This is a genomic window from Clostridium sp., assembly GCF_036643715.1.
GTDB lineage: Bacteria > Bacillota > Clostridia > Clostridiales > Clostridiaceae > Clostridium.
In genome coordinates, this window is the sequence record NZ_JAVXRL010000021.1 from 32,970 (window position 1) to 45,831 (window position 12,862).

Genomic DNA, 12,862 nt, shown 5'->3' on the forward strand with positions numbered 1-12,862 from the left:
TCTTTCTAAAATCTATATATTAGCTATCGTATCCTTCTTTGAAATCACTTTTTATATTATCTGCTGATTTTGATATTTCTTCAAAAACGTTATTTACTCCGTCATAATTAACGTTAGGCCCTGCTATTGAATATTTATATCCACAGAATAATCCAACTATTAATAATATTACACTTGGCATTGTTAAGAATATTAATAAAAGTACTGATATTGTTAGTGATACTCTTATTGGTTTCTCATCAGTTTTTCTTATTTCAAAGAAGTGACTATTTCCTTTTTTTATTACCTTACTTATGAACTTAAATATTTTCCCTACAATTTCTCCAATGCCACCAAACTTCTCTTCATGCTTTTTGTGGTTTTCTTTTTTCTCGTGCTTTTCTTCTTGGTCTTCTTTCTTCATTTCGATTATTGTTGTAGTTTCTTTGTTTTCTACTTTCCCACTTTTCTCTAAATAAATAATTGCTTCTAAAAGATCCCAATTACTTTTTTCTAGCGCATCTTGTGCTTCTTCTCGAGTTACTTTAGTTTTCTCCATTAAGATTTCAATCATTTCATTTCTTTCCATATATATTACCTCCACAAATTTGTTTTACGTTTCATCATGGTTATATAATACTTTTTGAAAATTAATCTAAAATATAAGAAAGATTAAAATTAGATTAAAATCTTATTTTTTTTATTATTTTATCTTCACTACACCTCTAAGTTACTTATTACTAATCTTAATTTATTTCCTCAATGATACTATCTTTTATATTTAAGTCTTCTTCCTCTATATCACCTAAATGTTCTAATTTACTAAAAATTTTTTTTGATATAAATGTAATTATTCCACCAACTAAGAATGCTCCAAAAATTATTAATGAATTGTTATTTTTTAATGTTTCAAAAAGATATCCATATACTAATTGACCTATTGGCTGAGCACACATTCCTATAGTTATGCATATCGACATTACCTTTCCTATTAAATACCCTGGTGTTTCTCGTTGTATGAAAGTTATCATCTGAATACTAAATATAGTAGATACAGTCATAATAAAGAAACAACTAACAGTTATGATAATATATGAGATAGTAGCTGGCAGTTCAGACATAAGCGTTAATCCTATAGGGATCAATGCTAATATATCTAAAAATAATAAAATATAACTATTAGATATTTTCAACTTTTTAACTAATACTCCTGTTAAAACCCCTCCAAACAGACCACCTGAAGCTATAACTCCTTGTGTTATTCCATAAGCCTCACTAGACATTTTTAATGTAGTTGTGATAATTACTGGAATTCCTACTATAATCACTGAAGTTAAAGCTAAATTAAAAAGTGCGATTATAATAATAGTTCTAAACAATATTGGCTTTTCTTTAACTACAAAGCCGATACTAATTTTTATATCATTCTTTACTATTGAAACCACGCTGTTATTAGTTTCATTTTTTTCATATGGTATTTTCATAATTATTTCCATAATTATTGCTAAGATAAAACAAGCTATACTTGCTATCAGTATTGGTGTTAATCCATATACTCCATATAAAAGACCACCTATTATTGGTCCAATTAAGTTAGCTAAAGCACTAACTTGATTTATAATTGCATTTCCTTTTAATAAATCTTCTTTATCTACTAAGAAAGGTAAACTAGCTTGTACTGATGGTTGATACGCTCCCTGTATTCCATATAAAATCATTAAGGTTATAATTATTAATACTACTAAATTTGCCTTTCCAATAAAAATAGTAAAAACAATCATTACTAAGGCTGTAATAAAGTCTAATGCAACCATAACGTACTTTTTATTTACTCTATCAGCTATAATTCCACCAAATGGAGTTAATAAAATCATCGGAATAAATGAGCAAGCTGATACTAATCCAAATAATGCAGCTGATCCAGTTTCCTTTAAAAGATATAATGGTAAAGCAAACCTTAAAATTGCATTCCCAAAAAGAGATATTATTTGTCCTACAACCATTAGTGCAAAGTTTTTGTTTAAAAGTTTTATTTTATTTCCCATACTTTTCTCCCCCTAAATAAATTACATACATTCATTCGGTATGTATAAATTTTAAATTAAACTGCCACTTAGGCAGTTATTTTTTACTATTTTCAACAATATTACGGTATGTTTCCATTACATCTAAAAATTCATCATCTAGAACTGGCATCCCTATACCTGTTAATACCTCTTTTAAAAATTCAAACTTTTGTCTAAATTCTTCTTTACTAACATAAAATATAGATGGATTCAACCATACATTCATAAGTATAAGGAAACTTTCTGCAATCTCTTTTGGATTGTTAGTTTTTATAGATCCATCATTCATACCTTCTCTAATAATTGGTTCAATTACATTAGGTACTATTGTTCCTATAACATCAAAAAGCTGTTGAGTTAATATCCTTGGATTTTTCATTAAATTAGGTGCTGCTTTAATAAGCTTTTCTTGAGCAGGATTCTTTAAAGATCTAATCAATGTCTTTCTTAGCTTATCTAACCCATTTTCATAGATAATTTCTTCTGATTGTGAAGAATCTTCATCGCTACCTCCATAAATCCTAGGTATTACAGCCTCCATTATTTCTTCCTTTGATTTGAAGTGATGATAAATTGCTCCCTTACTTAAATCACCAAGTTCATCTACGATATCTTGTATAGTTGTATTATCATAGCCTTTTTTTAAAAATAAGTCCATTGATGTATCTAGTATACGATTTATTGTAATCTCAGGATTTTTATTTCTTGCCATCCTAATCCTCCTTTACATACTTTCGTTCGGTATGTATTAAGGATATCATCTGTTTTTATCAACGTCAATACCTTTTATTAACATTTTTCAACTGTCTCATTTTTATTTATTAGTTATTCGTCTTGATATATTCTTTCTTACTCAATTTATAGTTCCATTTTTTCACACCATAAATTGAATCAATTAGTATTATATTTTATAGTTTTCTCCACTTAGAATTCCTTCCCCTACCTACAGATTCTATTTCTCCCGTAGATCTCAACTTTTCAAATACCCTATTAATAGTTGATTCTCCTACATCAGGACATATAGTTCTTATTTCATTCTTAGTGAAATATCCAAGTTTGCCTTCTATCGCCTTTTCTATTCTTTCACTTTTACTACCCTTAGTACTTTCAATACAACCAACTCTATCCTCTAATTCCTTATATGCCTTTATAATAACACCAAGAAAGTATTCAAGCCATATATACAAATTATTTTTCCCATCATGCCATAACATAGATGATTTATTTAATGCTTCATAATAAGTCTCTTTACTCTCCTCGATTATTTTTTCTAAACTAATAAATCTTCCTACTTCAAAACCACCTTGATATAAAAGTAAAAGAGTTAATAATCTAGACATCCTTCCATTACCATCATTAAAAGGATGAATGCAAAGAAAATCTAAAATAAATGAGGCTATTAAAACTAATGGCTCTACCTCTTCTTTTGCAATTTCTTTTCTATATTCTGCGCAAAGTCTATCCATATAACCTGGTGTGCTAAATGTATCTACAGGCTTAAATCTAACATAGCTAGTTCCATCTGGCAAAATCTCCTCAATTACATTATCAGTATTTTTATAATTTCCACCCTTAGCTGATGAGAACTTGTATAAATCTCTGTGTAATTGTAATAATACAGATGACTTTATAGGTATGGCATCAAATGCACTATGAATAGTATTTAATACATCCCTATAACCAGCTATTTCACTCTCACTTCTATCTTTTGGTTCTATTTTATTATCCATAATTTCACGTAATCTTTTATTAGAAGTATAAATACCTTCTATTCTATTAGATGATTCTGCACTTTGTATAATTGATACATCTTTAAGAGTGTTCAATATTTGTGGTGATTGTTTTTTATACAAATCTTGCTTACCTTTATATTCATTTATAATAGTTAACATTCTTACTATATTCATTGGTAATGCTAAATTATTTAATTTATTATTTTCAAAAGAAATCATTCTATATTCTCCTTTTTTACTTTATACTTTATTATTACCATTTTACCATAAACATATTCATTTGACCTTAAATGAATATGTTTATTACTAAATTAATATATTAAAAACTAAATAAACATCATCATTTAGTTAAAAATGATAATGTTTATTTAATATTTCTATTTTTAATGCTAATAAAAAAAAGGTACTAAACTAATAGTACCTTTAATATTCATTTAATATTTAGCCAGCCATTCCAATATACATTCCTACGAAGTATGGTATTAACCATATAACCCATACTACCATACTGAATTTATGGAATGCTTCCTTAGCCTTTTCGCTTCCTCTATTTAACACCCAAGTTGCCCATACAGCATGAAATAACATTAATAATATTGCAAGCATACCTGTTGATTGGTGAATAAAAAGTTGAGTAGCTGTTATTGTTTTATCAGTACCAGCTTCTGCAATTCTACTCATTGTAAATGTTCCTAATGTGTCACAAACTAGACCACACCAGAAAATAATAACGTGTTTCTTTTTTAATACCTTTGATCTATGCTCACCCCATACACCTACTGTGTAGAAAATTAAAGCACATGTTATAAATATAATTGCTGGAATTAATAATTTTGGCATATAAATCTCTCCTTTTTCATTTTAATTTTTTTGTATTAAATTACTTAGCTTTTCTAAATTATTTTCTATAAGTATTAAATCATCTTCAGAAATGCTATTAAATATCTCTTTAAAACATCCATTTATATCTTCTTTTATTTCATTTGATAAGACTTGTCCTTTTCTAGAAAATATTATGTAAGTTACTCTCTTATCATTTTCATCTTTAACTCTTTGCAGAACTTCCATCTTTTCTAATCTATCAACAATTCCTGAGCAAGTAGATTTTTTAATTGACATATATTCACTAAGTTCTGTAATTGTTAATTTTTTAAAATGTGCAACAAACTTTATTACTGTAATTTGACTTTGTGTAAGTCCTCTCTCTTTAAGTTTGTTATTTATCTTATTATTTATTATCGAATTGATTTCTTTTAAATAAAGACATATCCTAAATTCATGCGCGCCTTTCATATCAGCCTCCTAGGATAAAATTAGTTAGTATCCTAACTACTTTTTCATAATAATACTTTTTCAGAGTAAATACAATGAACATACTATTAAATAACATTTAATAAAAAAAAGACTGATAAACTAAGAATACTAATCCTTAAATATATCAGTCCTTTTAAATATAAGTACTATAAAACTAATTCTTCTATGTCCTCTTCTATCTCGATTTCTCCACTCTTACATTGTTTAATATATGGATTTCTATAAAATGCATATGCAAGTTGTATACACATAATACACCATATAATTGGTTCACATATCATTACTCCAAAGTAGCCTAGTTGTGGTATGAAAATTACAACAAATAATATTTTCCCAAAGAACTCTATAACACTTGATATTAATGGCAGTACCTTTTCTCCTATTCCTTGAAGAGAGTTCCTTAAATTCAATAGTATTCCTAGTACAGGGTAAAATGAAATATTGATTATAAGATACTTTATTCCATTTTCTAAAAGCTCTGATTCATTTGATCCTGTTACTATTTTCATAACTGTTGAACCAAATAGTAGTACTAATCCTACTGCTATTATTCCCCACACTACTGAAATTGAATTTGTATATTTAACAGCTTTTCTTATTCTATATCCTTGATTAGCTCCCTTATTTTGTGATACAAAGGTCGCTAAACTCATAGCTAGTGCACTTACAGGAATCATTACAAGTCCTCCAATTTTCCTAGCTGCTGTATGTCCTGCTATAATTAGATGCCCAAACCCATTTATAGCTGTTTGTAGTATAATTGTTCCTGTTGAAACTATCAATAACATAATTCCCATAGATAAGCCTTGTCCTAATAACTCTTTGTATAATTCTTTATCTATTATAAAATGTTCTTTCTTTGGAATTAGTATAGGACATTTTAAATAAATATAGACAACACAAGCACCACCTGCTATTATTTCAGCTGTAATTGTTGCAATTGCTGCACCTTTAATTCCCATACCAAAGTTTGCTATTAATACTATATCAAGTACTATATTTAGTATTGCAGATGCTACTAAGAAAACTAATGGAACTATGCTGTTTCCTATTGCTCTTAAAAGTCCAGCACATAAGTTATATAAAAAGACTACTCCGATAAACATCGCTATAACAAAAATATAAGAATATGCTTCATCTATAATATTTGCTGGTGTGTTAAGAAGCTCTAATAATGGATATAAAAACATTAGTGCTAGTACCATTACTAAAACTGTAATTCCAGCTCCAATAACTAATGAACCTGCAACAGATTTTTTAACTAAAGTTTCATCCCCTGCGCCATATCCCCTTGCAGTTACAATACTTAATCCGTTTCCAACACCTAAAGCAAAACCAATTAAAAGCTCATATATAGCTGCACTTGCACCTATTGCTCCAAGAGCCATATCTCCTAAATAATTTCCTACAATCATAATATCTGCTGTATTATATAACTGCTGAAATAAGTTAGATATAAAAATTGGTATTGCAAATATTATTAACCCCTTTAATATATTTCCCTTTAATAAATCCACATTACTTTTAACCATCTTTCCCTCACTTAAACTAAATTTTTCTTAATTCATACACTTAATTATATCCAACTTCAAGTATTGGGTAAATGGTTGTATTGAAATTAAAAGCAAAGAAAAAGATGCTCCATCCTGAAAAAAGTAGCATCCTTTTTTGTTAATATTAATATAAATACTTTATACATCAATTTCGTTTAGTTAAAGCTCCCTTTTCTATATTAATTATCTTCCACTCATTATCATTTTTTTCTAAATAATATATTCTTTTTTCTTGATAAACATCTTCTAAGCTCATTTTATTTTTATTTAAATATTCATTATTTGCTTCTTTAATTGTAAACTCTGATTCAACAGTTACCTTACATGTAGTTATATCCTCATTAAAATAATTACGATACCAAATTAAATTTTCATGCTTTAATGCTAATTTATTACTTTCATACATAGCTTGTACTGATTTTTTATAATCTCCCTTATTAAGTGCTTTAATAAACGTATCATTATATAAATTATATTCATCTTCCACTTTTAACTTTTTAAAATCTCTATTATCTACTAATACGCAATGTTCATTTATAAGTTTCATTACTTTTTTTACATCTTCACTATTATTCTCACTTAACATCTCTTTATCATTTCCATCAGCATCTAATACAGTCCATAATGTCTGTTTGCTTCGTTCTTCTTGTTTCCTCTCTTCTTCTTCATAACTGACACCGTTAGTTTTTTCTGATGAATTATTTAATTCATCAGCATTTCCTTTACTTACACTACACCCTGAAAGCATTGAAACTATCAAAAAAATTATAGACATCTTTAAAATTCTCATAAATATATCCCTTTCATTTTACAAAAGAACCTAGAAAACTCTAGATTCTTTTGCTTATTTAAATCTATTTAGGTATAAGCTCCCATTGGCTACTCCAATATCCTTTAGGTACATTTCCATATTGCACTGCACCCACTTGATCTTCCATATGCATATATGAAGTATCTTTCCACCTATTGTTAAACCTTAAATAATTTCCTTCATTTTCTACTTTCCATTGAGCACTGTAATATGTCTGTGGAACCTTGCCATGCTCTAACATACCAGTTTGATTTTCTAAATGAAGATATTCATCTGTCTTCTCATTCTTTAATCTTATATAATCACCAGCCTGTTCTTTTTTCCAAAGTCCATTCGTATCAAAATCATCAAGATCTCCATATAGTACTTTATCGTTATTTTCATCTAAATATAAATACTTTCCTGTTTCTCTATTCTTTATATGATAGGATGGTACTTTGTATCCTTCATCATTTTTCCAAACACGGAAGTAATCTATTGCCCACTCTTTAGGCCAAACTTCATTGTGTTGTCCAGAGCCTGCATCAGTATATATATTTAGTATTGTACCCATTGGATAATCTGGTGCTTGATTTATTTCTTTATACAACTCATTATCATAATAGAATTTTAGACTTCCTGGTGACCAATCAAGTCCATATATATGGTACTCAGATGTTGGGTCTCCTGATGGTACAGGTTCTTCAGAAAGCATCCAGCTTGTTTGGAAATTTGGATCATTCCATCCATATGCTGCAATTCTCCAAGTATCTGGCTTACTAAAGAAGGATTCTATTATATCTATTTCTCCTGTTTCTTTTGAATTAAACCAATCATCAGTATCATTTTGCATACCTACCATCCACCAAGCTTGATGGCCTCCACCACCACAATCAGCAAACTTTGCTCTTATTTCAAAATATCCATAAGTAGTTGCATATCCTGTCCATGGTTCTCTATTTTCATTGTTTGTAGTACCACTAAAATTATGAATCCAGTTTTTATCAAATGACATTATAGCAGATGATCTAACTGTTCCATCATGTTCTGGACTCCAAGGTTTTTGATCTTCAGTTATATATTCTATTAAAGAACCATCCTCGAATCTATATTGTGCTTTTGCATTTTCTGGATTTTTAGTCCAATGAGGCAAATAATAATCTGTCCACTTTGATTTATCTAATTCTGTGCCATTAAACTCATCTGAAAAATCCAAAGTATAGCCTTCCTTTATTAATGGATTGGGTGGCTGATCTGCTGCATAAACTACTGAAGTAAATATAGTTGATACTGTAATTAACAAAGTCATAAAAGTTACCAAAAACCGTTTTAAAACTTTATACATAATATAACCTCTCTTTTATAATATTTATACTTTATTTTAGAATTGGCCAGTATTCTTTATTAGCCTCCATTAATTCATCAAGCACAGCCTTACCTACACTATAAGAAGGTATTGTCTTATTTAATAATATTGCTTCCATAGCAGTATTATAAGAACCTGTTAAAGCAGTTTCTACTGTTAACTTTTCATATGCCTTTTGCATTTCCATCATCCCTTTATGGAAAGTTGGTATATCTCCAGTTGTAACAGGCTCTGCACCAGTAACCCCAATATAACAAGGAATTTCTACAACTGCATCTTTATTAAAATTACTGATTGCTCCATTATTTTTCACATTTACTATAAATCTTTCTTTACTATCATGGATAATTGCACTAGTTATATCCACTATATAATTTCCATGAACCCCACCTAATAACTCTGAATCTTTAGCTGTTCCTAGCTCTATAACTCTTTTGCACTCTTCAAATACTGTTATTTCTCTAGTGCTTAATACGTAAGACCCTCTTGTAAATTCAATATTATCAGATTTAACCATTTCATCTGCAAAGTAATAATACTGCAAGTAACAATTAGGGAAAAACTGTGGATACATTTTAAATGCCTTAACTACATTTTGGAAAGTCTTAGTCCAATAATCATCTCCAACGATCTCCTCATTAGTTTGCATTAATCCTTTTAACTCTCCAGATTGTACTTTTTCTCTTATTCCAGGCAATAAATCTTTTCCTTGTTTATCATATATATTTGTCCACCATCCAAAGTGATTTAATCCAAAGTATTTAAATGTTAAATCATTATATGGTATATTTAAATACTCTGCTAAAGTCTCCTCTATACTTATTGGCATATCACATATACATAAGCATTTAGCATCTGGGAACTTTTTATTTATAGCTTCTGAAATTATAGCTTCTGGATTAGTATAATTTAAAATCCAAGCATCTGGACAAACTTCTTGTGCAACTTCTACAATCTTTAATATTTCAGGTATTACTCTTAAAGCAAAGGAGAATCCGCCCAAGCCGCAAGTCTCTTGACCTACTACTCCATGCTTTAAACATATTTTTTCATCAATTTCTCTTTGATTATTAAGGCCTGGCCTTATTTGAACATATAAGAAATTAGCATCTTTAAAAGCTTCTCTTATATCTGTTGTGTATGAAACTTTAACAGATGAATTATTATCTCTATAATATATTTTTGTAAATTCACCTATTAAATAATTTCTATCTTCCTTGTTATCATATAAAACTATTTCTTCTAAATTTAAATCATCTACACGATTTCTAAGAACCTCTACTATTCCTGGAGTATGTGTTGATCCTCCACCTACGATTACTATTTTATTTCCCATATTATCTTACCTCATTTACTGATTCATTTAATAATGCTTTAAATTCTTCCATAACATTTACAACATCTGTTCCTATTATGATTTGAATATTATTTTTATTTACTTTTACTATCCCTCTTGCACCAGTTTTCTTTATATTGTCTTCATTTATTAAATCAATATTTTTTATTTCTAATCTCATTCTTGTTACACAGTTTTCTGCATTTACTATATTTTCTGCTCCACCAAGATTTTGTAATAATTTTTTAGCCATGTATGCAAAATTTGAGTGAGATAATTTGATTGATTTTTCATCTATATCTTCTAATACTTCGCTTCTTCCTGGAGTTTTTAAGTCCTTTTTAAGGATAATTGTTTTAAATGTAAAGTAGTATAAGAAGAAGAATGCTATTCCTACAGGTATTACAAATATTACATTATTCCCCATGTTCCAATTCAATCCTAAATCTATAATATTAAATCCAAAATTAAATCCAAGTCTTGAGTCAAATAAATACAATATTGCGCCTGCTAATCCAGTGAATAATGAGTGCATGAAATATAAAAGTGGTGAGATAAACATAAATGAAAATTCTATTGGTTCTGTAACTCCTGCAAATATTGAAGTTAAAGCTCCACTATTAGCTAAACCTTTTACATCTTCTTTATTTTCAGGACGTGCTGTTTTATATAAGGCAGCAGCAATACCTGGTACTCCAAATACCATTATTACGTAGAACATTACTAAGAATGCTCCTGCACTTGGATCTCCTGCTAAAAATCTTGTCATTTCCCCTGTTACTACTGTTCCAGTTGCAGTTGTATAACTTCCTAATTCATAGAATATATAAGCATTAAAAACATGATGTAATCCAGTTGGAATTAAAATACGATTTAAGAAACCGAATAAAAATACACCAAAGATCCCCATTGATCCAAGACCAGTTGCAAAAACGTTTAATCCAGCTTCAATAGGTGGCCAAACATAACTAAATACTCCTGCTAACATAATTGAGAATATTGGTCCTAAAGTTAATACTAACTTTTCACCAGCGAAAAATGAGAACATACTTGGAACTTTCCAGTTTTTACTATGATTATATATAATAGCTGTACTTACACCTGATACTATACCTCCAAATACCCCCATACTAATGTTTTCATCTAAGTAAGTGAGAGCTTGTCTAAATACCATAACTGAAAGAACTCCAGCTAAAACTGCTGTTGATTTATCCTTTCCTTTCGTGTATGCAAGTATACATCCTACCGCAAATAACATGTCTAAATTTCCGAAAATAACATCTGAAGCAATTTTTAATATTTCTAAATTTAATAAGTCCGGTTGACCAAGTCTTGCTAAAAGCCCTGCTACAGGCATTGCAACAACTGGTATTAACATAGCTTTTCCTAGTTTAGATAATTGATTACTTACTAATCTAAATAAATTTTTCAAAATAATGTCCTCCTTAATTTATATATTTTTATAATTACAAAGTTTTATATCATATTTATTTATAAGTTCTTTCATATATGGATCGCATAATATATCCACTTCTCGCATCCTAGCAATATTAAATGATGATCCTTCAAATAAAGGAGTATCTACAAAAGCTGGATGGCACATTGCTTCACTTTTTTCAAACTTAATATTCTTAAGTATATTTGCTTCAATAATTTGAAAACATTCTTTTCTTGCTGATTCATATTTAAGATTCATATCTCGAATCGTTCCATAATTACATAAATCCAAGAAATTTATTTCACTATCATTTTCTATAGAATTACAATTTCTAACTGGCAAGTTGTATTCTTTTGAAAGTACTTCAACAACCTCTTTATATTCTTTAAAAGTATGAATATGATGATGAGAATCTATATGACTTAAATTAATTCCAGCTAAAACTAATTTTTCTATTTGAGCCTTCCATTCATTATATAGTTCATCTAAATCTATTTTTGGAATTCCCTTTTCAAATTCATTTAACTTATAAAAATCTCCTGTATCTTTTATTAATGAACTTACTCCTTTCTTTAATATTGGTTTTCCACATGTTAATGTCAAATGTATTCCAACTGCTAAATTAGGTAAACTTTTAGATAATTCAATTGCATGATTTGTTCCTTGCATATTTGCCATTAAAGTCGTTGATGTTAGTACACCATTTGTATGACTTTTTGCTATTCCTAAATTTACAGCTTGAGAATAACCAAAATCATCTGCATTAATTATTAGCTTCTTAATTTTAATCTCCCCCCCTCTTAATATATTTTTATTATATATACTTTTTTATACTTTGAATACATTTACATACTGTTATGTAACAAATATACAATAGCGTAACATGTTTCACTCTATATTGAATTTATGTTATAATTTAACTAAACTTATAATTTAAGTATTTTAGGAGGTTGAAATGAGTAATCCCTTCCATGTTGGTAGAATTTTTAAAAATGAAAATCTTTCTGAATCAGAAATAAAATTATTAGAATACATATTTGATAGTCCTGAAAAGATTAAAAAAGAAGGAATAAGAAAGCTTGCTAAAGAAACTTTTACTTCAACAGCATCAATTATAAGACTAGCCCAGAAGTTAGGTTACAGTGGCTATAACGAATTAATTTTTGATATAAAGAGGATGACTTCTAATAATGAAACTAAGAGCGTCGGTAATGAAAACGGTTTTTCTTGGACTTCAAAATTTCCTCTATCTAGTTTAGAGGAGTTATCAAAAAAGTATTTAACTAA

General features: G+C 28.7%; 13 protein-coding genes. 1 reads left to right on the forward strand and 12 read right to left on the reverse strand.

What is annotated here, in order from left to right; translation table 11 throughout:
• Positions 1–19: 19 nt before the first annotated feature.
• From RSF37_RS07960 to RSF37_RS08015, 12 genes are all read right to left on the reverse strand, one after another.
• Positions 20–568: a DUF4342 domain-containing protein gene (locus RSF37_RS07960; protein WP_332563874.1), complete on the reverse strand. Its 549-nt coding sequence runs from the start codon at positions 566–568 to the stop codon at positions 20–22.
• A 157-nt stretch (positions 569–725) separates the two neighbouring features.
• Positions 726–2,024: an MFS transporter gene (locus tag RSF37_RS07965; protein WP_332563875.1), complete on the reverse strand. Its 1,299-nt coding sequence runs from the start codon at positions 2,022–2,024 to the stop codon at positions 726–728.
• A 76-nt stretch (positions 2,025–2,100) separates the two neighbouring features.
• The gene (locus tag RSF37_RS07970) at positions 2,101–2,757 is read right to left on the reverse strand and encodes a TetR/AcrR family transcriptional regulator (RefSeq protein ID WP_332563876.1); all 657 of its coding nucleotides are present in this window, start codon (positions 2,755–2,757) and stop codon (positions 2,101–2,103) included.
• A gap of 196 nt (positions 2,758–2,953) precedes the next feature.
• A complete protein-coding gene (locus RSF37_RS07975; RefSeq protein WP_332563877.1) occupies positions 2,954–3,997 on the reverse strand; it encodes a Fic family protein in 1,044 nt (347 codons plus the stop codon).
• A 222-nt stretch (positions 3,998–4,219) separates the two neighbouring features.
• Positions 4,220–4,618, reverse strand: a complete 399-nt coding sequence (locus RSF37_RS07980; RefSeq protein WP_332563878.1) for an HsmA family protein — start codon at positions 4,616–4,618, stop codon at positions 4,220–4,222.
• 21 nt (positions 4,619–4,639) lie between these two features.
• Complete coding sequence (locus RSF37_RS07985) at positions 4,640–5,071, reverse strand: MarR family winged helix-turn-helix transcriptional regulator (RefSeq protein ID WP_332563879.1); 432 nt, start codon at positions 5,069–5,071, stop codon at positions 4,640–4,642.
• 167 nt (positions 5,072–5,238) lie between these two features.
• The gene (locus tag RSF37_RS07990; RefSeq protein WP_332563880.1) at positions 5,239–6,624 is read right to left on the reverse strand and encodes an MATE family efflux transporter; all 1,386 of its coding nucleotides are present in this window, start codon (positions 6,622–6,624) and stop codon (positions 5,239–5,241) included.
• A gap of 166 nt (positions 6,625–6,790) precedes the next feature.
• A complete protein-coding gene (locus tag RSF37_RS07995) occupies positions 6,791–7,435 on the reverse strand; it encodes a hypothetical protein (protein ID WP_332563881.1) in 645 nt (214 codons plus the stop codon).
• Between the two features lie 64 nt (positions 7,436–7,499).
• Positions 7,500–8,780, reverse strand: a complete 1,281-nt coding sequence (locus RSF37_RS08000) for a family 16 glycosylhydrolase (protein ID WP_442878711.1) — start codon at positions 8,778–8,780, stop codon at positions 7,500–7,502.
• Positions 8,781–8,811: 31 nt separating this feature from the next.
• On the reverse strand, positions 8,812–10,137 hold the full coding sequence (locus RSF37_RS08005) for a family 4 glycosyl hydrolase (RefSeq protein WP_332563882.1): 1,326 nt from the start codon (positions 10,135–10,137) through the stop codon (positions 8,812–8,814).
• A gap of 1 nt (position 10,138) precedes the next feature.
• Positions 10,139–11,569, reverse strand: coding sequence for a PTS transporter subunit EIIC (locus RSF37_RS08010; protein WP_332563883.1), 1,431 nt, complete (start codon positions 11,567–11,569; stop codon positions 10,139–10,141).
• 18 nt (positions 11,570–11,587) lie between these two features.
• Entirely contained in the window at positions 11,588–12,397 is an 810-nt protein-coding gene (locus RSF37_RS08015; protein ID WP_332563886.1) for a carbohydrate deacetylase, read from the reverse strand.
• A 133-nt stretch (positions 12,398–12,530) separates the two neighbouring features.
• Here RSF37_RS08015 and RSF37_RS08020 point away from each other — a divergent pair.
• A partial coding sequence (locus tag RSF37_RS08020; protein WP_442878712.1) for a MurR/RpiR family transcriptional regulator occupies positions 12,531–12,862 on the forward strand: 332 nt, incomplete at its 3' end.